25 protein-coding genes are annotated in these 22,495 nt (G+C 42.3%); 15 read left to right on the top strand and 10 right to left on the bottom strand.

The window, feature by feature from the left end:
* The first annotated feature begins 210 nt into the window (after nucleotides 1-210).
* On the top strand, nucleotides 211-1,002 hold the full coding sequence (locus tag ACORHT_RS08580; protein ID WP_434350035.1) for a DUF2785 domain-containing protein: 792 nt from the start codon (nucleotides 211-213) through the stop codon (nucleotides 1,000-1,002).
* 109 nt (nucleotides 1,003-1,111) lie between these two features.
* Nucleotides 1,112-1,780: an MIP/aquaporin family protein gene (locus tag ACORHT_RS08575; protein ID WP_434350034.1), complete on the top strand. Its 669-nt coding sequence runs from the start codon at nucleotides 1,112-1,114 to the stop codon at nucleotides 1,778-1,780.
* A 217-nt stretch (nucleotides 1,781-1,997) separates the two neighbouring features.
* Here the strand turns inward: ACORHT_RS08575 and queF are convergent, their stop codons facing one another.
* The 7 genes from queF to ACORHT_RS08540 form a co-directional block, all read right to left on the bottom strand.
* Nucleotides 1,998-2,489 carry a preQ(1) synthase gene (gene queF / locus ACORHT_RS08570; protein ID WP_434350033.1) on the bottom strand — a complete coding sequence of 164 codons (492 nt, stop codon included), beginning with the start codon at nucleotides 2,487-2,489 and terminating at the stop codon, nucleotides 1,998-2,000.
* A gap of 18 nt (nucleotides 2,490-2,507) precedes the next feature.
* Nucleotides 2,508-3,224, bottom strand: coding sequence for a 7-carboxy-7-deazaguanine synthase QueE (gene queE, locus ACORHT_RS08565; protein ID WP_434350032.1), 717 nt, complete (start codon nucleotides 3,222-3,224; stop codon nucleotides 2,508-2,510).
* The gene (queD, locus tag ACORHT_RS08560) at nucleotides 3,217-3,660 is read right to left on the bottom strand and encodes a 6-carboxytetrahydropterin synthase QueD (protein WP_434350031.1); all 444 of its coding nucleotides are present in this window, start codon (nucleotides 3,658-3,660) and stop codon (nucleotides 3,217-3,219) included. Before queD ends, queE begins: the two co-directional genes overlap by 8 nt.
* On the bottom strand, nucleotides 3,660-4,313 hold the full coding sequence (queC, locus tag ACORHT_RS08555; RefSeq protein WP_434350030.1) for a 7-cyano-7-deazaguanine synthase QueC: 654 nt from the start codon (nucleotides 4,311-4,313) through the stop codon (nucleotides 3,660-3,662). The genes queD and queC overlap by 1 nt, the downstream gene beginning before the upstream one ends.
* Nucleotides 4,314-4,516: 203 nt before the next feature.
* Nucleotides 4,517-4,831 carry a thioredoxin gene (gene trxA / locus ACORHT_RS08550; RefSeq protein ID WP_001029584.1) on the bottom strand — a complete coding sequence of 105 codons (315 nt, stop codon included), beginning with the start codon at nucleotides 4,829-4,831 and terminating at the stop codon, nucleotides 4,517-4,519.
* A gap of 14 nt (nucleotides 4,832-4,845) precedes the next feature.
* On the bottom strand, nucleotides 4,846-5,067 hold the full coding sequence (locus ACORHT_RS08545) for a DUF4649 family protein (protein WP_000570260.1): 222 nt from the start codon (nucleotides 5,065-5,067) through the stop codon (nucleotides 4,846-4,848).
* 97 nt (nucleotides 5,068-5,164) lie between these two features.
* On the bottom strand, nucleotides 5,165-5,545 hold the full coding sequence (locus tag ACORHT_RS08540; RefSeq protein WP_434350029.1) for a MarR family winged helix-turn-helix transcriptional regulator: 381 nt from the start codon (nucleotides 5,543-5,545) through the stop codon (nucleotides 5,165-5,167).
* Nucleotides 5,546-5,726: 181 nt separating this feature from the next.
* Between ACORHT_RS08540 and ACORHT_RS08535 the strand changes: the two genes are divergently transcribed.
* Together ACORHT_RS08535 and ACORHT_RS08530 are read left to right on the top strand one after the other, a co-directional pair.
* Nucleotides 5,727-6,101 (top strand): CidA/LrgA family protein, encoded by a 375-nt coding sequence (locus ACORHT_RS08535; RefSeq protein ID WP_000781321.1) that lies wholly within the window; start codon nucleotides 5,727-5,729, stop codon nucleotides 6,099-6,101.
* A complete protein-coding gene (locus tag ACORHT_RS08530; RefSeq protein WP_434350028.1) occupies nucleotides 6,098-6,793 on the top strand; it encodes an LrgB family protein in 696 nt (231 codons plus the stop codon). The genes ACORHT_RS08535 and ACORHT_RS08530 overlap by 4 nt, the downstream gene beginning before the upstream one ends.
* A 33-nt stretch (nucleotides 6,794-6,826) precedes the next feature.
* Here the strand turns inward: ACORHT_RS08530 and ACORHT_RS08525 are convergent, their stop codons facing one another.
* From ACORHT_RS08525 to ACORHT_RS08515, 3 genes are read right to left on the bottom strand one after another with little or no spacing between them, the layout of a single operon-like run.
* Entirely contained in the window at nucleotides 6,827-7,558 is a 732-nt protein-coding gene (locus tag ACORHT_RS08525) for a hypothetical protein (RefSeq protein ID WP_434350027.1), read from the bottom strand.
* Between the two features lie 15 nt (nucleotides 7,559-7,573).
* Nucleotides 7,574-8,269, bottom strand: a complete 696-nt coding sequence (locus tag ACORHT_RS08520) for an ABC transporter ATP-binding protein (protein ID WP_049549024.1) — start codon at nucleotides 8,267-8,269, stop codon at nucleotides 7,574-7,576.
* Between the two features lie 3 nt (nucleotides 8,270-8,272).
* Nucleotides 8,273-8,638 carry a GntR family transcriptional regulator gene (locus ACORHT_RS08515; protein ID WP_000119157.1) on the bottom strand — a complete coding sequence of 122 codons (366 nt, stop codon included), beginning with the start codon at nucleotides 8,636-8,638 and terminating at the stop codon, nucleotides 8,273-8,275.
* Nucleotides 8,639-8,777: 139 nt separating this feature from the next.
* On the opposite strand from ACORHT_RS08515, the gene nrdR reads away from it, so the two are divergent.
* From nrdR to recG, 11 genes are all read left to right on the top strand, one after another.
* Nucleotides 8,778-9,251, top strand: coding sequence for a transcriptional regulator NrdR (gene nrdR, locus ACORHT_RS08510; RefSeq protein WP_049549025.1), 474 nt, complete (start codon nucleotides 8,778-8,780; stop codon nucleotides 9,249-9,251).
* Complete coding sequence (locus tag ACORHT_RS08505; RefSeq protein ID WP_434350026.1) at nucleotides 9,252-10,418, top strand: DnaD domain protein; 1,167 nt, start codon at nucleotides 9,252-9,254, stop codon at nucleotides 10,416-10,418.
* Nucleotides 10,419-11,315 (top strand): primosomal protein DnaI, encoded by an 897-nt coding sequence (dnaI, locus tag ACORHT_RS08500; protein WP_434350025.1) that lies wholly within the window; start codon nucleotides 10,419-10,421, stop codon nucleotides 11,313-11,315. It begins immediately after the preceding gene.
* A complete protein-coding gene (locus tag ACORHT_RS08495; protein ID WP_434350024.1) occupies nucleotides 11,312-12,025 on the top strand; it encodes an NADPH-dependent oxidoreductase in 714 nt (237 codons plus the stop codon). Before dnaI ends, ACORHT_RS08495 begins: the two co-directional genes overlap by 4 nt.
* Before the next feature lie 13 nt (nucleotides 12,026-12,038).
* Entirely contained in the window at nucleotides 12,039-13,349 is a 1,311-nt protein-coding gene (der, locus tag ACORHT_RS08490) for a ribosome biogenesis GTPase Der (protein WP_075227285.1), read from the top strand.
* A gap of 644 nt (nucleotides 13,350-13,993) precedes the next feature.
* Nucleotides 13,994-16,507: a preprotein translocase subunit SecA gene (gene secA / locus ACORHT_RS08485; protein WP_434350023.1), complete on the top strand. Its 2,514-nt coding sequence runs from the start codon at nucleotides 13,994-13,996 to the stop codon at nucleotides 16,505-16,507.
* Nucleotides 16,508-16,588: 81 nt separating this feature from the next.
* The gene (locus ACORHT_RS08480; protein ID WP_434350022.1) at nucleotides 16,589-17,620 is read left to right on the top strand and encodes a 3-deoxy-7-phosphoheptulonate synthase; all 1,032 of its coding nucleotides are present in this window, start codon (nucleotides 16,589-16,591) and stop codon (nucleotides 17,618-17,620) included.
* A 1-nt stretch (nucleotide 17,621) separates the two neighbouring features.
* Nucleotides 17,622-18,653 (top strand): 3-deoxy-7-phosphoheptulonate synthase, encoded by a 1,032-nt coding sequence (locus tag ACORHT_RS08475; protein ID WP_434350021.1) that lies wholly within the window; start codon nucleotides 17,622-17,624, stop codon nucleotides 18,651-18,653.
* A 46-nt stretch (nucleotides 18,654-18,699) separates the two neighbouring features.
* Nucleotides 18,700-19,071 carry a holo-ACP synthase gene (acpS, locus tag ACORHT_RS08470; protein WP_434350020.1) on the top strand — a complete coding sequence of 124 codons (372 nt, stop codon included), beginning with the start codon at nucleotides 18,700-18,702 and terminating at the stop codon, nucleotides 19,069-19,071.
* Nucleotides 19,052-20,155 carry an alanine racemase gene (alr, locus tag ACORHT_RS08465; RefSeq protein ID WP_434350019.1) on the top strand — a complete coding sequence of 368 codons (1,104 nt, stop codon included), beginning with the start codon at nucleotides 19,052-19,054 and terminating at the stop codon, nucleotides 20,153-20,155. The genes acpS and alr overlap by 20 nt, the downstream gene beginning before the upstream one ends.
* A gap of 24 nt (nucleotides 20,156-20,179) precedes the next feature.
* Nucleotides 20,180-22,195, top strand: a complete 2,016-nt coding sequence (gene recG, locus ACORHT_RS08460) for an ATP-dependent DNA helicase RecG (RefSeq protein ID WP_434350018.1) — start codon at nucleotides 20,180-20,182, stop codon at nucleotides 22,193-22,195.
* Nucleotides 22,196-22,495: the final 300 nt, after the last annotated feature.

Below are 22,495 nucleotides of genomic sequence, written 5' to 3'. Positions count from 1 at the left end.
TGTTGAGCGTCATTATAATTGGACTAGCTGTAGCTATTTTCAAAAACGCCGTTGAAGGTCGTGATGTTAAATTTGAACTTGCTGTAGAGCTGCTACTGATAGTTATTTGCTTCATTTTAGACCAGTTATCCCAGATTCTATTTCCTTAAGAATTTAATATAAAGTCATCTGCGGATGATTTTTTGACAACTCATAAAAAGAGGTGGGCAGATGTATCCAGAATTGAAAAGAAAAGTAATAAAAGAAAAACCAAGTTATAACCAGGAAGAAATCCAGTGGCTACTTGATCATTTGGGAGATCCTTCTCCAGAAATTCGCGATGACCTTGTTTTTACAAGCTTTGCTAGAGGGATTCAGGAAGAGCTATTTACACAGAAACAATTTTATTTCATTGCTGAAGGGATTTCATCTGATGGAGGATTATATAAAGAGATTGATAAGGCAGGCTTGTCAACCCTTGAACGTTCTTTTAGGGCGCTTATTTATGCAAATCTCTTGTCTGCAGATGCCAACCAGCAATCGATTTTCTATCAGAGATTAAAAGCAGGAATTCGTAATGTCCTTTTAAATCAAGGTTTGTATTATCTTTCAAAAGAAAAGGATACAACGGGTTTTTCAAGTCAGTATGGTTGGGTTCATGCTTTTGCACATGGAGCCGATTTACTGACAGAGGTGGTTTGTCATCCAGACTTTCCTAAAAACAGAGTTCATGAAGTATTTGAGATACTTGGCCAACTATTTAAAAGAATTTCAATTCGCTTTACAGATGATGAGGATTGGCGTTTAGCAAGAGTGATCTATGAACCTATTTTGCAAGGCAAGGTGGATCAAGCGACACTAGCCTCTTGGATAAAGTCACTTGATTTCCCGATAGAAGAGACGGAAGATTTTTATAAATTTTCCAATTTTAGATCTTGTCTCTTAGAAGTCTATGTCCAACTCGACCAGAGAAATAGTTTACAAGATGACTTGAAAGAAGCAATTCAATCTTTTCAATATTAGATTTCGACTATTGAATGTGAAAACTTACACAAAGTTTCCAAGCACTTTTCTTGAAACCCTTTCCTTCTTCTGATAGACTGATACATAGTTTGAAAAAAGGAGACTTAACATGAAAAAATTTGTTGCTGAATTAATCGGTACTTTTATGCTTGTGTTCATCGGAACAGGAGCCGTTGTTTTTGGAAATGGTGTTGAAGGACTTGGACACCTTGGGATTGCTCTTGCTTTTGGTTTGGCAATCGTAGTCGCAGCCTTCTCAATCGGAACTGTTTCAGGTGCTCACTTGAACCCAGCTGTTTCTATCGCTATGTTTGTTAACAAACGTTTGTCATCTTCAGAGCTTGTAAACTACATCCTCGGACAAGTAGTTGGTGCTTTCCTTGCATCTGGATCTGTACTCTTCCTCTTGGCAAATTCAGGAATGTCAACTGCAAGTCTTGGTGAAAATGCCTTGGCAAACGGTGTAACTGTCTTTGGTGGTTTCTTGTTTGAAACAATCGCAACATTCTTGTTTGTTTTGGTGATTATGACTGTAACTTCAGCAAGCAAAGGGAATGGCGCAATCGCTGGTTTGGTGATCGGTTTGTCATTGACAGCTATGATCCTTGTTGGATTGAACATCACTGGACTTTCAGTAAACCCAGCTCGTAGCTTGGCTCCAGCTGTATTGGTAGGTGGCGCAGCACTTCAACAAGTTTGGATTTTCATCCTTGCACCAATCGTTGGTGGAGTTCTTGCAGCTCTTGTTGCTAAAAACTTCCTTGGAACTGAAGAATAATTGAAACTCAAAAAGCCCTGCTCCTCAGCTTGAGGAACAGGGCTTTTTCGTATGATACTCTTCGAAAATCTCTTCAAACTACGTCAGCGTCCATCTGCAACCTCAAAACAGTGTTTTGAGCTGACTTCGTCAGTCTTATCTATAACCTCAAAGCAGTGCTTTGAGCAACCTGCGGCTAGCTTCCTAGTTTGCTCTTTGATTTTCATTGAGTATGAGTTTAGCGGTTGTCGATTTTCTCTGGATAGAGATCATGTTGGAAGAGGCGTTGTTCTGCCAAGCCTTCATACTTAGTTCCAGACTTACCGTAGTTGTAGTAGGGGTCAATTGAGATGCCACCGCGCGGAGTGAATTTTCCCCAGACTTCCAAATAGCGAGGGTCTAGCAAGTTGACCAAGTCTTTCCCGATGGTATTGATACAGTTTTCGTGAAAATCCCCATGATTTCGGTAGCTAAAGAGGTAGAGTTTGAGGGATTTTGACTCGACACAGAGCTTGTCAGGAATGTAGGAAATATAAATAGTCGCAAAGTCTGGCTGCGCAGTGATTGGGCACAGTGAGGTAAATTCAGGACAGTTGAATTTGATGAAATAGTCATTTTCCACATGACGATTGTCAAAGGATTCGAGAACTTCTGGTTGATATTCGAAAATGTAGTTGGTTTCTTTGTTGCCGAGGAGGCTAAGGTTTTTCATTTCTTCTTGTTGTGACATGATTTTTTCTTTCTAATTTTAAACACCACGTTGGTTGTCGTATAGAAGGGTATGGAGTTGAGGAAGGACGCGGACATTGCCCCAGCTATCGTCGGCAGCGATGCGTTCCCAGAGTTCTTTGAGGCGGTCCAGTTGGTCTTGGATAATATTGCCTGTAGCCTTGGGCTCAGGATTTCCAGCCGATAAAAAGAGAACATCTGGTTGGTAGCGCTCTTGAATCCCTTTGGCAAAGGCCAAATCTGCATCGTCAAAGATAGGGATTTTAAAGGTGACCTTGTCTGGATCTAGTTGGGAAACGATAAAGTCCAAGGTCTCAAAGTTGACTTCCATCTTGGAGGAAGGAGGTTTGGGGCTCAGAGTGACCTGGTCGATGTCTTTTAACCAATTTTGCCAGCGAGATCCCTGGGTTTCAACGGCAAGAGTGACACCACGTTGCTTGAGTTTGGTGACCAGTTGAGCCATATTGGCTGCTAGGATAGCAGGATTTCCCCCAGATAGGGTGACATAGTCGTAGCTTCCTAGTTTGTCTAACTCAGCGATTACTTCATCAGCTGTCATGCGAGTTGGTTTTTCAGAACCATCCCAAGTAAAGGCGGAATCGCACCAGTCGCAGTGGTAGTCGCAACCAGCAGTGCGGACAAACATGGTTTTCTGCCCAATAGCACGACCTTCACCTTGAAAGGTTGGGCCGAAAATTTCCAGAACTGGTAGTTTGAGGACACGTTCCTTAGTCATCTAACCACTCCCGTCTAAACTCTGCAAAGGCAGTCGGAGTTTCATAGAGGCGAACATATTCCAAACGGAGACCGCGCTCGTCTGGCAACTCTTGGCTCATGGTTTGGAAAATCCAGTAAACCATATTTTCAGCAGTCGTATTCATGTAGGGAAGGGTTTCATTGAGATAGCGATGATCCAAGTGGGGTTCTAAGTAGTCCTTGTAAATAGTTTTGATATCCCCAAAATCATAGGTCATGCCACGTTCATCTAAAAATCCACTGACAGCGATTTGCAGATGATAGGTGTGACCGTGTAGGGATTTGCATTTTCCTTCATAGTGAAAAAGGTGGTGGGCAGCATCGAAGGTAAATTCTTTTGAGACTAAGGTTCTGTGAGGATTGTAGACAAGAGATTCCCCGGTTTCTCGTTTGATTTCTTTGGGTGCAAAAAACATCAGACCTCTCCTTTCTGAGAGAGATAAACCTCTAAACCATGTTGGCGTAGATGGCAGGCAGGACAATCTCCACAACCAGTACCGATAATCCCATTGTAGCAGGTCAAGGTCTTCTCACGAACGTAGTCAAAGGCACCGAGTTGGTCAGCTAATTCCCAAGTTTCAGCCTTGTCTAGCCACATGAGAGGTGTTTGGATCACAAAGTCGTAATCCATGGCAAGGTTGAGGGTCACATTGAGTGATTTGACAAAGACATCTCGACAGTCAGGATAACCTGAGAAGTCTGTTTCGCAGACACCAGTTACGATATCTGTGATTCCCCGCTGCTTGGCAAGAACTGCCGCAAAGGACAGAAAGAGATGATTGCGACCATCGACGAAAGTATTAGGTACCTCTCCTTCCTTTTGCTCAATTTCTAAATCTGAAGTCAAGGCATTTTCAGTAATTTGTCCTAGCAGAGACATATCTAGGATATGATGACGAATTCCTCGTTCCTCAGCGATTTCTTTGGCGACTTGAATTTCTAAATGGTGGCGTTGACCGTAGGCAAAGGTAACGGCTTCGACCCTTTCATAATGTTGCTTGGCCCAGAAAAGGCAGGTTGTTGAATCTTGACCGCCGCTAAAGACGACCAAGGCTGATTGACGTTTCATAAGTACTCCTTCCAAAATGGGAAATGTTCAGAGCACGCAAAAAGCTCCCTAGAGGGAGCTAAAAAATACCAAGTAGAGGTTTTTTTTAGCGATGGCATGTCCCAAACATCGTAATATTCTAGTTACAGTCTAGCATATTTTTTGAAAAATGGCAAAGGGCAAGAAAAAAGAGACCAAATGAATGCACTTGGTCTCTCCTTTGATTAGCTTAATTCAGCAACGATAGCTTTGATTTGTTCTGCTGTGTGAACACCAGCAACTTGTTTAACCACTTGTCCATCTTTTTTGAAAAGAAGAGTAGGAATAGACATGATTCCAAATGAACGAGCTGTGTTAGGATTTTCATCAACGTCCATTTTAACGATTTTCAAGACATCTTCTGAAAGTTCTTCAGACAATTTGTCCAAGATTGGACCTTGCATACGACATGGGCCACACCAAGTTGCCCAGAAGTCTACCAAGACCAATCCGTCTTTAGTTTCTTGTTCGAATGTTGCGTCTGTAATTGCTTTTGCCATAGTATTTCTCCTTTTTAGTTATATTGGCTTAAATCTTGTTTCATGAGATAGAAGAAAACATCTCCATAAGTCCCATGGTAGTCCAAATCATGCCCCTTGTAGGTTACTTTTTGGACGGGGTAGTAGTCTGCGACACCAATCAGGCAGGCCTGTTGAGAACGTTCAAATTCTTCGTATGACTCGAAGGTCATGGTTCTCTCTTGCTTGCTGGCGTCAAGATAGGTGATTTCAATCATAGGATTCTCCTTTGCTAAATCATGTTTTCATTTTACTCCTTGAAAAAAGGAATGTCAAGAAAAATGATTGCGCACGCAAGTTTTTTAAAAAAATATGTTAGGCCAACCAGTTTGATTTTCTTGCTAAGCTTTCTTCAACAGCTGTTTGTAAACAAGCCAAGGTAGTCTGTCCTTCGCTTGTCAGGCAGATAAAACTAGCTCGCTTGTCCTGGTCGCAGCATCTCCGACTAAGTAAACCGCAGTTTTTTGCTTCTAAGCGAGCCACCATCCGTGAAACAGCACTAGGACTCAGGTGGAGTTTGTCTGGCAAGTCGATTTGTCGTAGGGATTTGCCTTCAGCCTGATTTAGAAAGTGCAAGAGGTAAAATTCCTTGAGTGTCAAGGTTTGTTCACTCTGCTCAGCGATGGTCTCTTCTAAAATAGCTTCTAGCTCTACTTGCCTACGGTTGAAGTCAAACCATTTTTCTAAGTAAGTCATGTCCATCTCCTTTCCCACTATAAAAGTGTAATCATACTAGTGCATCTATGATGCTTGCGCACGCAATTAGTATACACCTTTTTGGCTTGGATAGCAAGAAGGATGTTTCTTATATATTTCCTTGAAATTTTCTGAAAAAAGAGTAAACTGGTATGCAGAAAGTCTATTTGTGGAGTTTACAATGAAGTTATATGTTCAGTTAATGATTCTCTTTGTGATTTCTCTAATCGGTGAAGGAATCTCCAGTTTTTTTCATTTGCCCATACCAGGAAGTATCATCGGCTTGATTATTCTGTTTCTTGCCTTGCAGTTCAAGTGGCTGCGCATTCGCCATGTCAACATGGTTGGAAATTTTCTCCTAGCCAACATGACCATTCTCTTTCTACCTCCTGCGGTTGGAATTATGGAAAAATTTGATGTGATTGCTCCCTATCTTCTGCCGATTGTCTTGATTGTCTTTTTTGCAGCAGTGATTAATATCATCTTGATTGCGCTTGTGGTTCAATTTATCAAAAAACGCTATGAAGGTGACTACGAAGAAAGAGGTGCTAAATGAGCGAATTTGTATCCAATCCCCTATTTGGGATTGCTTTATCAATCTTAGTCTATCTTGGGGGAATGATGATTTTCAGACGCTATCCTCATCCCTTAACGACTCCCTTACTGTTATCAGCTATTTTTATTATTATCTTTTTGAAAGTGACTGGCATTTCCTACCAAGACTACTACCAAGGTGGGGTTTATCTTAATAACTTGATTGTTCCTTCAACAGTGGCTCTAGGAATTCCCCTCTATAAGAGTTTCCACTTGATGAAGCATCATGTCAGAAGTATCTTGCTGGGGAGCTTCCTAGCTGTCATCGTCAATACTTCTTTTACAGCCCTAGTCGCAAAAATCTTTGGCATGGACTTTTTCCTAGCTATTTCCCTCTTTCCTAAGTCAGTAACGACCGCTATGGCAGTAGGGATTACAGAAAAGTTGCAAGGTTTGACTACTGTGACTCTAGTAGTTGTCGTAGCGACTGGTATTTTGACCAGCGTTATCGGACCAACACTTCTAAAATGGCTAAAAATAGATGATCCAGTTGCTGTTGGGCTAGCCCTGGGTGGAACAGGTCACGCTGTTGGAACTGGAACGGCCTTTCGTTATGGACCAGTTGCAGGTGCTATGGGAGGACTAGCCATCGGTGTTACAGGAATTCTCTATGTATTTGTGAGTCCTATTGTAGCTAATTTGATTTTAAGTTAACGCAAAAACCCAGCTCTAGTAGCTGGGCATTTTTTATTGCAAATTAACTTTATTTTTCAAGATATAGTAAGTACCGAGGTAGAATCCAGCAATTAGGATTAAATCCGTAAAGATTTCAAATGTAAGCATCATATTGAAATTAGTATCTATGCGAAGGTTGAGACCGACAAAACCGAGCACGATCTGGATAACAATATAGGCTAAAACCGCGAGTGCTGTGCGGTATTCATTGAAAAGTTGTCCGATAGAGATTGCCAAGTAGATGCAGAGGATTCCTGAAATTGTGCTAAGGATGAATGAAATTAGATATAAGCCGATACTGTCTAGGTACTGTTGGAACAAGTCTTTGAAAGCAAGGAAATTAACAGAATTAGGCTCAATGATCACAAGAATGATATAAATGCTCAGAACCAAGACTGCTGAACTGATGAGAGACCAAATGAAGGCCCCCAAGAGTTTGGCCAAGATAATCTGGTGTTCGGAAACTGGCAAGGTTAAAGTGAGATAACCTTGTCGGTCATAGACACTGCCTTTGAAGCGACGGATGATCAAAATTAAGGTTGAAATCCCAAGTGTAATCATCAGGCCACCAAACACGAGTGCTAGAAAAATAAGTAGAATAGGTTGACTTTCTTTGATAGGAATATCGTTATAAGTCCTTGCTTGAATTCCTATAAGAGCAGAAAGTGCCAGTACAGCACCATAGAGGGCTAAATACCATTTGTTAACATTTTTAAATTCATAACGAACTAAATTCCAAAACATAATAATCTCCTTTAACTAGGCTTTGAATTCATGACGGAAGAGTTGGTCGATAGACTCTCCAGACTCGTAGCGAATATCATCAACATTTCCTTGACGGACGACTTTTCCATCCTTTAGGAAGACAATCTCATCCAAGATTGGTTCAATATCTGAAATCAAGTGGGTCGAAATCAAGACAGTCGAAGTTGGAGAGTAGTTGTTGATAATGGTGTTCAAGATATAGTCACGAGCTGCTGGGTCTACACCCCCGATTGGTTCATCAAGCACATATAGACGAGCATCGCGACTCATGACAAGAATCAACTGAACCTTTTCTTTGTTCCCTTTTGAGAGTTTCTTGAAACGGCTATTCTCATCGATGCCAAGATCACGAAGGAGACCTTGAGCACGTTCCAGATTAAAATCTTGGTAGAAGGTCTTGAAATAAGTGAGAGCTTCCTTGACCTTCATCTGCTCGTTGAGGTAGGTCGTATCAGGGAGATAAGAAACGATAGCCTTAGTTGCTGGGCTTGGTTCCATGCCGTTGATAAGGATACGCCCTTCCTCTGGCTGTAGTAAGCCGTTGATTAGTTTAATCAAGGTTGTCTTTCCAGAACCGTTTGGGCCAAGGAGACCAACGATTTTTCCAGCTGGAATTTCAAGGGAAACATTTGTAAGAGCAGGACTTGCTCCATAGGATTTTGACACATTTTCTAATGCTAACAAAGTCATAGTTTAAACTCCTTCAATATAATCTCTCAAAACAGTCGGTAGTTCTTCTTTTTCATAACCAAATTCTACCATGCCTGTTACAAACTGTTGCAGCTGTTCTTCTGACAGTTGCTTACGGGATTGGAGGATCAAGTCCAAATCCTCTGTGACAAAGCGTCCTGACGTCCGCTTAGTATAAACGAAGCCTTCTCTCTCCAAGTCCGATAGGGCACGCTGGATGGTGTTGGGGTTGACCCCTGCCTCGCTAGCTAATTCTCTAACGGTTGGAAGCTGTTGATTGGGCTCGAGTTTATGGGAAATAATCTGTAATTTGATTTTCTCCATAATCTGCAAATAAATGGGTTTATTGTTATCAAATGTCCAAGACATCACGATCTCCTTTCTAATTACCTTTGTGTTAATTCAATAATACAACAAAACAAAAAACTTGTCAAGCCCAAAGGAGAATTATTTTGGGAATTTCTTAAAAAATGGTATAATGAAAAGAAAACGACAAGGAGGGAAAGGCATGCGTTGTCCAAAATGTGGCGCTACAAAATCAAGTGTGATCGATAGTCGTCAGGCTGAAGAAGGAAATACAATCAGAAGAAGACGTGAGTGTGAAGAGTGTCAGCATCGTTTTACAACCTATGAACGTGTTGAAGAGAGAACACTGGTTGTGGTAAAAAAAGATGGTACACGGGAACAATTTTCAAGAGATAAAATCTTTAACGGGATTATTCGCTCAGCCCAGAAACGTCCAGTGTCTAGTGATGAGATTGGCATGGTGGTCAATCGCATCGAACAAAAACTCCGTAGTCGCAATGAAAATGAAATTCAGAGTGAGGATATTGGTTCCTTGGTTATGGAAGAGTTGGCAGAGCTCGATGAGATTACTTATGTACGTTTTGCCAGTGTTTACCGTAGCTTTAAGGATGTGAGTGAGCTTGAAAGCCTACTCCAACAGATCACACAATCCTCTAAAAAGAAAAAGGAAAAATAAATGAAGCCAAATGACCGTTTTTCTTTTGTAAAGAATAATCGGGTGTCGCAAGATACCTCATCAATGGTGCAGTGCTACCTCCCGATTATCGGTCAGGAGGCGCTGAGCCTCTATCTTTATGCTGTGACTTTTTGGGATGGTGGTCAAAAGGAACATCTCTTTGCAGCCATGCTCAATCATCTGAATTTTGGGATGGATAGTCTTTTAAAGGCTTTTAAAACTCTGACAGCCATGAAATTGGTGACCCTCTATCAGCAGGATGAGGCCTATAACTTGTTAATCCATCCTCCCTTATCAACTCAAGAATTTTTACAACATACAGTTTATCGGACCTTGTTAGAAAAAATGATTGGGGATAGTGCGGTTGCAGCCATGAGACAGGAAAGTGTTGAAGGGGAACCTATCTCGGTGTTCTTGAGTCAAATCTTTCCTCAGTTATCCGAGTCTGCGAGTCAAGAAACCTCTAGCAGTCAGCCTCTAGCAGATGATTTTGATTTGGAGCATTTCCGTCAGATTATGGCTCGCGATGGTCTTCGTTTTCAAGATGAGACTTCGGATGTTTTGGCCTTGTTTGCAATAGCTGATGAGCAGAAGTGGACCTGGTTTGAAACCTATCAAGTAGCCAAAGCGACAGCAGTGTCGCAAGTGATTTCTGTCAAACGCATCCGCGAAAAGATAGCGCAAAAGCCTGTGACTTCTGACTTTAGTCCCAAGGAAGCAACCATTATCCGAGAGGCTAAGAGAAAGACAGCCTTGCAGTTCCTTGCTGAGATTAAGCAGACCCGCAAGGGAAGTATTACTCAGACTGAACGGGACCTGCTCCAGCAGATGGCAGCCTTGGGTTTGCTGGATGAAGTGATCAATGTTATCTTGCTCCTAACATTTAATAAGGTTGATTCAGCCAATATCAATGAAAAATACGCCATGAAGGTGGCTAATGACTACGCCTATCAAAATATTCGTAGTGCCGAGGAGGCTGTCCTCCGAATTCGTGAACGTGGCCAAAAAGCAAAAACGCAAAAGCAGAATCAGACTGCCCCAGCAAAAACCAATGTGCCTAAATGGAGCAATCCTGAATATAAGAATGAAACCAGCGAAGAAACTCGCTTAGAACTAGAACGTAAGAAAAAAGAAATGTTAGCTCGATTAGAAAAAGGAGGAGACTAGATGGAAAGTGTCGGAGACGTACTCAAGCGTCAACCAAGCCGATTTCAGTATCAGGATTTGGTCCAGCAAATTGTGAAAGACCCTGATGTTGCGGCCTTTATCCAAAAAGAATCTCTCAGTCAGGAGGAGTTAAACCGTAGTATTTCCAAGTTTAACCAATATATCACTGAGAGAGATAAGTTCCTCCGAGGAGATACAGACTATATCGCGCGTGGCTACAAGCCTATCCTAGTCATGAACCATGGCTATGCGGATGTCTCTTATGAAGAGACTCCAGAGCTCATCGCGGCAGAAAAAGAAGCGGCGATTAAAAACCGTCTCAAGCTAATCAATCTTCCAGCTAGTCTTAAAAAAACTAGCCTAGCTCAAGTAGACTTGGATGATTTGGGGCGCTTGCCAGTTTTTGAAAAGCTTTTAGACTTTGTGGAGCAATATCCAGCTATTCGAAAAGGTCTCTACTTATATGGAGACTTTGGTGTGGGTAAAAGTTTCATGGTGGCTGCCCTAGCTCATGATTTGTCAGAAAAACGTGGTGTTTCATCAACGCTCCTCCACTATCCGAGCTTTGTCATCGATGTCAAAAATGCCATCGGTGATGGCAATGTCAAGACCTTGGTGGATGAGATTAAGCTTGCTGAAGTCTTGATTTTGGATGATATTGGTGCCGAGCAATCAACAGCTTGGGTGCGTGACGAGATCCTGCAGGTCATTCTCCAATATCGTATGCAGGAAGATTTGCCAACCTTTTTCACCTCCAATTTCAACTTTGAAGATTTGGAGAAGCATTTCGCTAAAGGGAAAAACGGAAATGACGAAACCTGGGAAGCTAGACGCGTCATGGAACGCATTCGTTATTTAGCAGAGGAAACAAGACTTGAAGGAGAAAACCGCCGATGACAGAAACAATCAAATTAATGAAGGCTCACACTTCAGTGCGTAGATTTAAAGAGCAAGAGATTCCCCAAGCAGACTTGAATGAGATCTTGACAGCTGCCCAAATGGCTTCTTCTTGGAAAAATTTCCAATCCTACTCGGTCATTCTTGTCAGAAGTCAAGAAAAGAAGGACGCTTTATTTGAGCTAGTTCCTCAGGAAGCGATTCGCCAGTCTGCAGCCTTTCTTCTCTTTGTTGGTGATCTAAACCGTGCAGAAAAAGGGGCTCGTCTCCATACGGATGTTTTCCAACCTCAAGGGGTGGAAGGACTCCTCATCACTTCGGTAGATGCGGCTTTGGCTGGACAAAATGCCTTGCTTGCGGCAGAAAGCCTAGGCTATGGTGGAGTGATTATCGGTTTGGTGCGTTACAAGTCTGTTGAGTTAGCAGAATTGTTCAAGCTTCCTGACTATACCTATCCAGTCTTTGGGATTGCACTCGGTGTGCCAAATCAACAGCATGATGTAAAACCAAGACTGCCACTAGAGAATGTTGTCTTTGAGGAAGAATACCAAGAGCAGTCAACTGAGGCAATCGAAGCCTATGACCGTGTACAGACTGAGTATGCAGGTGCGCGTGCGACTACAACTTGGAGTCAACGTTTGGCAGAGCAATTCGGCAATCCAGAACCAAGCTCGACTCGAGAAAATCTTGAGCAGAAGAAGTTATTGTAGAAAGTGAGAAAACATGGCCTTACCAACTGTTGCCATTGTGGGACGTCCCAATGTTGGGAAATCAACCCTATTTAACCGTATCGCGGGAGAGCGCATCTCAATCGTAGAAGATGTTGAAGGTGTAACGCGAGATCGTATCTATGCCACGGGTGAGTGGCTTAACCGTTCTTTTAGTATGATTGATACTGGGGGGATCGATGATGTCGATGCTCCGTTCATGGAACAAATCAAGCACCAGGCAGAAATCGCCATGGAAGAAGCAGATGTTATCGTCTTTGTCGTGTCTGGTAAAGAAGGAATTACAGATGCGGACGAATATGTTGCCCGTAAACTTTATAAAACTCATAAACCAGTCATCCTAGCCGTTAATAAGGTTGACAATCCAGAGATGCGAAATGATATCTATGATTTCTATGCTCTTGGATTGGGTGAACCACTACCGATTTCATCTGTGCACGGTATTGGGACAGGGGATGTGCTGGATGCTATTGTGGAAAATCTCCCACATGAAGTTGAAGAAGAAAATCCAGATATCATTAAATTCAGCTTGATTGGACGTCCAAATGTCGGAAAATCTAGCTTGATCAATGCCATTTTGGGAGAAGACCGCGTCATTGCCAGCCCTGTCGCTGGTACCACTCGTGATGCCATTGACACTCATTTTACAGATGCTGACGGTCAAGAGTTTACCATGATTGATACTGCTGGTATGCGTAAGTCAGGTAAAGTCTATGAGAATACTGAGAAATACTCAGTCATGCGTGCCATGCGTGCTATTGACCGTTCAGATGTAGTCTTGATGGTCCTCAATGCCGAGGAAGGTATCCGTGAGTATGACAAGCGTATCGCAGGTTTTGCCCACGAAGCTGGTAAAGGGATGATCATCGTGGTCAATAAGTGGGATACTCTTGAAAAAGACAACCACACCATGAAAAACTGGGAAGAGGATATCCGTGAGCAGTTCCAATACCTGCCTTACGCACCGATTATCTTTGTTTCGGCTTTGACCAAGCAACGCCTCCACAAGTTGCCTGAGATGATCAAGCAAATCAGCGAGAGTCAAAATACCCGTATCCCATCAGCTGTCTTGAATGATGTGATTATGGATGCTATCGCCATCAATCCAACACCGACCGACAAAGGAAAACGCCTCAAGATTTTCTATGCGACTCAAGTGGCAACCAAACCACCAACCTTTGTTATCTTTGTCAACGAAGAAGAACTCATGCACTTCTCTTACTTGCGTTTCTTGGAAAATCAAATCCGCAAGGCCTTTGTCTTTGAAGGAACACCGATTCACCTCATCGCAAGAAAACGGAAATAAATAAGCAAGATCTGGAATGCGATTTCCAGATCTTTTTGATATAATAAAATAAGGAAAGCGTTGGAGAGGTAAGGAGATGGAAAAACTATTAAAATTCTTGATTTTGGCACCCTACTTTTACTTTTTTCGTTGGCAAGGGAAGGTACAGCCAGGAAGTAAGTACTTTTCTGTCTTTTACTATTTTTATTGGTTTTATATGCCTCTAGCAGCATTGTTTGGTCTAGTTTTCACGCTTTTTTCGCTAGTCTTATTTAACTTTATTTTACAAGAACCAAGGGATTTTGTTAGATGGGTGATATGGCTACTTTTAGTCTTTTTATCCTTAGTCAATGACTGGAAAATCTATGCTTGTCTAAAATTTATGAATAAGCTACGATTGGAAAAGAAGAAATCCAGTCTTCCTTGAAAGAAATAGGCAAGCTTGTACCTGATAGAAAATGATGGCAATTTTTTCATGGATAAACTAGCTAGAAGCATTAATGAAGAAAACTAGCCTCGGAATAGGAATTTTAAGGGAACTAATCACCTTGATTAGCCCTTTTTTCGTCTTTAGGGAAAACGGAATATTTCTTGAAAAAATTGTGCAAATATGCTACAATAAAAAGAACATTCTAAAATATTCAGAATTTAAAGTAAGGAAAAAAATGGCAAATTTATTAAAATCAATCATCGAAAATGATAAAGGAGAGATTCGTCGTCTGGAGAAGATGGCTGATAAAGTCCTCAAATATGAAGATGAAATGGCTGCGTTAACAGACGAGCAATTGAAAGCAAAAACAGAAGAATTCAAACAACGCTATCAAAATGGTGAGACTCTTGACCAACTTTTGTATGAGGCGTTTGCTGTTGTCCGTGAGGGAGCTAAGCGTGTCCTTGGGCTCTTCCCATATAAGGTTCAGGTTATGGGTGGTATCGTTCTTCACCATGGTGACGTTCCTGAGATGCGTACAGGGGAAGGTAAAACTTTGACAGCGACGATGCCGGTATACCTCAATGCTCTTTCAGGCAAAGGGGTTCACGTAGTTACGGTCAATGAATACCTGTCAGAACGTGACGCGACTGAGATGGGTGAATTGTACTCATGGCTCGGCTTGTCAGTAGGGATCAACTTGGCGGCCAAATCTCCAATGGAGAAAAAAGAAGCCTATGAGTGTGATATCACTTACTCAACCAACTCAGAGATTGGTTTCGACTATCTTCGTGATAACATGGTCGTTCGTGCGGAGAATATGGTTCAACGTCCGCTTAACTATGCCTTGGTCGATGAGGTAGACTCTATCTTGATTGACGAAGCTCGTACTCCTTTGATCGTTTCAGGAGCCAATGCAGTTGAAACTAGTCAACTCTACCATATGGCTGACCACTTTGTGAAGTCTTTGGATAAAGATGATTACATCATTGATATTCAGTCTAAGACAATTGGGTTGTCTGATTCAGGTATTGACAAGGCCGAAAGCTACTTCAATCTAAGCAACCTCTACGATATTGAAAATGTTGCTCTGACTCACTTTATCGATAACGCCCTTCGTGCCAACTACATCATGCTTCTTGATATTGACTATGTGGTTAGCGAAGAGCAAGAAATCTTGATTGTCGACCAATTTACTGGTCGTACCATGGAAGGTCGTCGTTATTCGGATGGTTTGCACCAAGCGATTGAAGCTAAAGAAGGTGTGCCAATCCAAGATGAAACCAAGACTTCAGCCTCTATTACCTACCAAAACCTTTTCCGTATGTACAAGAAATTGTCTGGTATGACAGGTACAGGTAAGACTGAGGAAGAAGAATTCCGTGAAATCTACAACATTCGTGTTATCCCTATCCCAACAAACCGTCCGGTTCAACGTATCGACCACTCAGACCTTCTTTATGCAAGTATTGAGGCTAAGTTTAAGGCTGTTGTCGAAGATGTAAAAGCTCGCTACCAAAAAGGTCAACCTGTCTTGGTTGGTACGGTTGCAGTTGAAACCAGTGACTACATTTCTAAAAAATTGGTAGCTGCAGGCGTTCCTCACGAAGTATTGAATGCCAAGAACCACTACAAAGAAGCTCAAATTATCATGAACGCTGGTCAGCGTGGTGCCGTTACCATCGCAACTAACATGGCCGGTCGTGGTACCGACATCAAACTTGGTGAAGGTGTTCGTGAACTTGGAGGACTTTGTGTCATTGGTACAGAACGCCATGAAAGCCGTCGTATTGATAACCAGCTTCGCGGACGTTCAGGTCGTCAAGGGGATCCAGGTGAATCTCAATTCTACCTTTCTCTTGAAGATGATTTGATGAAACGCTTTGGTTCAGAACGCTTGAAAGGTGTCTTTGAACGCCTCAATATGTCTGACGAAGCTATCGAATCTCGCATGTTGACCCGTCAAGTAGAAGCAGCTCAAAAACGTGTTGAGGGAAACAACTACGATACTCGTAAACAAGTCCTTCAGTACGATGACGTCATGCGTGAACAACGTGAGATTATCTACTCACAACGCTACGATGTTATCACTGCTGATCGTGACCTTGCTCCTGAGATTCATGCCATGATTAGACGCACAATTGGTCGAGTTGTTGATAACCACGCTCGTGCTAAACAAGATGAAAAATTAGAAGCAATCCTCAACTTTGCGAGATTCAACCTCTTGCCAGAAGATTCTATTTCTCTTGATGACTTGTCAGGCTTGTCAGATAAAGAAATCAAGGAAGAACTCTTCCGACGTGCTTTGGATGTTTACAATAACCAAGTATCTAAGTTAAGAGATGAAGAAGCAGTTAAGGAATTCCAGAAGGTATTGATCCTACGTGTGGTTGACAATAAATGGACTGACCATATCGATGCCCTTGACCAGTTGCGTAATGCTGTTGGTCTCCGTGGTTATGCTCAGAACAACCCAGTCGTAGAGTATCAAGCAGAAGGTTTCCGTATGTTTAATGATATGATTGGTTCGATTGAGTTTGACGTGACTCGTTTGATGATGAAAGCTCAAATCCATGAACAAGAACGCCCACAGGCGGAGCGTCATATCAGCACGACAGCGACTCGAAATATTGTTGCCCAACAAGCTGACCTTCCTGCAGATTTGGACGTCAGCCAAATCAAACGTAATGACTTGTGTCCATGTGGATCAGGTAAGAAGTTTAAAAACTGTCACGGAAAACGACGTTAAGATTGAATGATTTTCAGGCGGATGCCTAGTGAAAAGTGAATTTTCACTTGGCGTCCGCTTGCTTTATAAGGAGGATGAAATATGGTATTTACAGCCAAAAGCCCTAAAATTAATATCCAAGAAGTTCGTAGTGTATCTAAATTAGAAGGTCAGGCCCTTGCCAAGAAACACCAACGGGATCAAGAACTTGAAGCGATTATTCGTGGTGAAGATCAGCGTATTCTCTTGGTGATTGGACCATGTTCATCTGATAACGAAGAAGCAGTAGTCGAGTATGCTAAGCGTCTCTCAGCCTTGCAAGAAGAAGTCAAAGACCGTGTCTTTATGGTCATGCGTGTCTATACTGCTAAACCACGTACAAATGGTGACGGTTATAAGGGCTTGATTCATCAGCCGAATGCTAAAGAAGCGCCCAGCCTCATCAATGGGATCAAGGCCGTTCGTCATCTGCATTATCGCGTTATTTCTGAAACAGGGATGACGACAGCAGATGAGATGCTATATCCAGAAAATCTTCCGCTTGTAGATGATTTAATTTCCTACATGGCAGTTGGGGCTCGTTCTGTCGAAGACCAGCAACACCGTTTTGTAGCTAGTGGAGCAGATTTTTCAACTGGCTTTAAAAATCCAACATCTGGCAATCTCAATGTCATGTTTAATGGGATTTATGCGGCACAAAATAAGCAGAGCTTCCTTTTCTTGGGGAAAGAAGTAGAGACGACTGGAAATCCACTCTCTCATGCTATTCTTCGTGGAGCCCTCAATGAATACGGGAAAAATATTCCTAACTATTATTACGATAATCTAGTGGACACCATTGCCCAATATGAAGAGATGGGGCTTGAAAATCCATTTATCATCATCGATACCAACCATGATAATTCAGGAAAACAATACATGGAACAGATCCGTATTGTTCGCCAAACCTTGATTAACCGCGACTGGAATGAAAAGATAAAAAAATATGTTCGTGGATTTATGATTGAATCCTATCTAGAGGATGGACGTCAAAATGAGCCGGAAGTCTTTGGTAAATCCATCACGGATCCATGTCTAGGATGGGAAAATACGGAAGCTTTGGTTCGAGAAATCTATCAAAGACTAGGAGAATAAAATGGCATTTATTGAAAAGGGTCAAGAAATCGATATTGAAGCGATAAAAGCAGAAACACAATTATCTGCAGAGGCTTTGAGTCGTAAGGAAAGTCGTGATCGTGAATTAGCAGAGATCATCTCTGGTAAGGATGAGCGTATCCTGCTAGTCATAGGGCCATGTTCTTCTGACAATGAAGAAGCAGTCCTTGAGTATGCTCGTCGCTTGTCGGACTTACAGAAAAAAGTGGCCGATAAGATTTTTATGGTCATGCGCGTTTATACAGCTAAACCACGTACCAATGGAGATGGCTATAAGGGCTTGGTGCACCAACCAGATACTTCAAAAGCGCCGAGCTTGATTAATGGTTTGCAGGCTGTTCGCCAGCTACATTATCGGGTCATTACTGAAACAGGATTGACAACAGCAGATGAGATGCTCTACCCATCTAATCTCGTTTTGGTTGATGATTTGGTCAGCTACCATGCGGTGGGGGCGCGTTCTGTGGAGGACCAGGAGCACCGCTTTGTGGCTTCAGGGATTGATGCGCCGGTTGGGATGAAAAATCCAACTTCTGGTAATTTGTCGGTCATGTTCAATGCCATCTATGCGGCGCAAAACAAGCAAACCTTCCTTTACCATGGACAAGAAGTTGAGACATCTGGCAATCCCTTGGCCCACGCCATCCTTCGTGGGGCCTTAAATGAGTATGGGAAAAATGAACCCAACTTTTACTATGAAACCCTGTTAAATTCAATCGAAGGTTATGAGAAAATGGGCTTGGAAAATCCCTTTATTGTCATTGATACCAACCATGATAATTCAGGCAAGCAGTATCTAGAGCAAATTCGCATCGTGCGCCAGACTTTACTCAATCGTGATTGGAATGAGAAAATCAAGAAAACGGTTCGTGGGTTCATGATTGAGTCTTATCTAGCAGATGGTCGTCAAAATCAGCCAGAAATATTTGGCTGTTCGATTACAGATCCATGTCTAGGTTGGGAACATACAGAAGCCTTGGTAGAAGAAATTTACGCTACCTTAACAAAATAAGTGAAAAGGATGGAGTTGGGGGTATCTCAACTTCTTTTGATGAAAAATGATAGTTGGACATGGTATTGATATCGAAGAATTAGCGTCGATACAAGAGGCGGTTGAAAGAAAAGACAGTTTTGCCCAGCGTGTTTTGACGGTCAAGGAACTGGAGCGCTTTACTGGACTTAAAGGACGCAGAAAAATAGAATATCTAGCAGGGCGTTGGTCTGCTAAAGAAGCTTTTGCTAAGGCTATGGGAACAGGAATAGGCAAGTTTAGTTTTCAGGATTTAGAGATTTTGAATGACGAGAAGGGCGCCCCTTATTTTAGCCAAGCTCCTTTTCATGGTAAGATTTGGCTATCGATCAGCCACACTGAACAATATGCAACTGCAAGTGTAATTTTGGAGGAATCTCATGAAAACAAGTCCACATAGACCAACCAAGGCTCTTATTGATCTAGGAGCGATCCGCTATAACATCCAGCAAATGGGAACTCATATTCCAAAAGGGACTCTCAAATGGGCGGTTGTAAAGGCTAATGCATATGGTCATGGGGCGGTCGCTGTTGCGACGGCTATCCAGTCAGATGTTGACGGATTTTGCGTTTCAAATATCGATGAAGCACTGGAACTTCGTCAGGCAGGTATTGCTAAGAAGATTCTCATTTTAGGTGTATCTGAGGTCGAGTCAATTCCACTAGCCCAAGAATTTGATATTACCTTGACGGTGGCTGGTCTAGAGTGGGTGCAAGCCTTATTGGCTACCCATTCAGACCTATCTGGGCTAACAGTTCACCTTAAAATCGACTCAGGTATGGGACGGATTGGTTTTAGAGATGCTAGAGAAGCTCAAGAGGTCCAAGTTTTGCTTCAGGAACATGGAGCTTATGTTGAAGGGGTTTTTACTCACTTTGCGACAGCAGATGAGAAGTCAGAGGTCTACTTTGAACAACAATTGCAGCATTTCAAAGCGATTCTAGCAGAATTTAAAGATTTGCCAGAACTGGTTCATGCAAGCAACTCGGCTACAACCCTTTGGCATGCGGAAACGATTTTCAAAGCGGTTCGTATGGGGGATGCTATGTACGGACTCAATCCTAGTGGACAGGTCTTGGAATTACCCTATGACCTCAAACCAGCCTTATCCTTGGAATCTGCCTTGGTTCATGTCAAGACAGTTTCAGCAGGTGCTTATGTAGGCTATGGAGCTACTTATGAATCTGATTCCGAACAAGTTATCGCTACTCTACCAATCGGCTATGCTGATGGTTGGACGCGAGATATGCAAAACTTTTCAGTCCTGGTGGATGGGCAAGCTTGTCCAATTGTTGGCCGAGTTTCTATGGACCAAATCACCATTCGTTTGCCTAAGGTCTATCCACTAGGGACCAAAGTAACCTTGATTGGAACAAATGGCGATAAGGAAATTACTACAACAGAGGTAGCAACCTATCGTGGAACTATCAACTATGAAGTGGTTTGCCTTCTTAGTGACCGTATCCCGAGAGAATATTATTAAGAAACAGATGGAAAGGAGAGTAGCATGAATTTACATCAACCCTTGCATGTCTTGCCTGGCGTGGGACCTAAATCAGCAGAGAAATATGCTAAACTAGGAATTGAAAACTTGCAAGATCTCTTGCTCTACTTTCCTTTCCGTTATGAAGATTTCAAGACCAAGCAGGTACTAGAGCTAGAAGATGGCGAAAAGGCTGTTCTGTCTGGTCAGGTGGTAACGCCAGCTAGTGTTCAGTATTATGGATTTAAGCGTAATCGTCTGCGCTTTAGCATCAAGCAGGGAGAGGTTGTTTTTGCGGTCAATTTCTTTAATCAACCTTATCTAGCAGATAAGATTGAACTGGGTGCGACTCTTGCTGTATTTGGTAAGTGGGATCGTGCCAAGGCTAGTCTGACAGGGATGAAGGTCTTGGCCCAAGTGGATGATGAACTTCAACCTGTCTATCGCTTAGCTCAAGGAATTAGTCAAACAGCCTTGGTTAAGGTGATTAAGACTGCCTTTGATCAAGGATTGGATCTTTTGATTGAGGAAAATCTCCCCCAAACCTTGCTAGACAAATATAAGCTCATGTCACGTTGCCAAGCTGTTCGTGCTATGCACTTTCCTAAGGATTTGGCAGAATACAAACAAGCCCTTCGTCGAATCAAGTTTGAGGAACTCTTTTATTTTCAAATGCAATTGCAAAGCCTCAAATCTGAAAACATGGTCCAAGGAAGTGGTCTGGTCTTGAACTGGTCGCAAGAAAAACTAACTGCGGTTAAAGAGGAATTGCCTTTTGCTTTGACCCAAGCCCAAGAAAAGAGTCTGCAAGAAATCTTGACCGATATGAGTTCTGACCGCCATATGAATCGCCTTTTACAAGGGGATGTAGGCAGCGGGAAGACAGTTGTTGCAGGACTAGCTATGTATGCTGCTGTAACGGCGGGTTACCAGGCTGCCCTCATGGTACCGACAGAAATCCTTGCAGAGCAACATTTTGAAAGTCTAGAGAGTCTCTTTCCAGATTTAAGACTAGCTCTTTTGACAGGTTCTTTAAAAGTTGGAGAAAAGCGCCAAGTTTTAGAAAAGATTGCCAAGGGGGAAGCCGATGTGATTATTGGAACCCATGCTCTTATACAGGATGGAGTAGACTATGCTCGACTCGGCTTGATTATCATCGATGAGCAACACCGTTTTGGTGTGGGACAAAGACGTATCCTACGTGAAAAAGGAGAAAATCCAGATGTCCTTATGATGACGGCAACTCCCATACCACGGACCTTGGCCATTACAGCCTTTGGGGATATGGATGTATCTATTATTGACCAGATGCCAGCGGGACGAAAACCGATCGTAACTCGCTGGATCAAGCACGAGCAATTACCACAGGTCTTGACTTGGTTGGAGGGTGAGATTCAGAAGGGTTCACAAGCCTATGTTATTTCTCCCTTGATTGAAGAATCAGAAGCTCTGGATTTGAAAAATGCTATTGCTTTATCGGAAGAATTGACTGCTCATTTTTCTGGAAAAGCAAAAGTTGCCCTCTTACACGGTAAGATGAAGAGTGATGAAAAAGACCAGATTATGCAGGAGTTCAAAGATAGAAAGACTGATATTCTGGTTTCGACAACAGTTATCGAGGTTGGGGTTAATGTTCCAAATGCGACAGTCATGATTATCATGGATGCTGATCGTTTTGGGCTTAGTCAACTCCATCAGCTTCGGGGTCGTGTAGGTCGTGGAGACAAGCAGTCCTATGCGGTACTTGTGGCCAATCCCAAAACTGACTCTGGAAAGGATCGTATGCGCATCATGACGGAAACGACTAATGGATTTGTCCTTGCAGAAGAAGATTTGAAAATGCGTGGTTCTGGTGAAATCTTTGGAACCAGACAGTCAGGTCTACCAGAGTTTCAAGTGGCTGATATTATCGAGGACTTCCCAATACTTGAGGAAGCACGTAAGGTGGCTAGCTATATCAGCTCCCTTCCTAACTGGCAGGGGGACCCAGAGTGGCATATGATTGCCCTAAATCTAGAAAAGAAAGAACATTTAGATTAAGCTTTCTCTAAGAAAATCTTAAGTTTGCTTTTAGGGTTATTGCCTATACTAGAGTCATCAAAAAGAAACGAGGACTCTCACATGACGATTAAAGTAAATTACCAAAAAACGTTTCAACAGGAGCAAGCACCTTCTCCTAAATACTAAGTAAAAGAGCGATAACGCTCTTTTTGTGTGGGGATTCGCAGCTAAGGGATTTAGAAAAATGCTTATATTAATTTTATTTACTGAATGCATAAACTTAAACACCACTTCAAACGAGGTCTTAGTCTATCTGGTAAACTGAATGCAGTGCTTTGA

This window comes from Streptococcus sp. KHUD_014, from assembly GCF_051106275.1.
Classification (GTDB): domain Bacteria; phylum Bacillota; class Bacilli; order Lactobacillales; family Streptococcaceae; genus Streptococcus.
The sequence above is the reverse complement of the archived record's forward strand: the minus strand, read 5'-3'. Positions and strand labels throughout refer to the sequence as shown.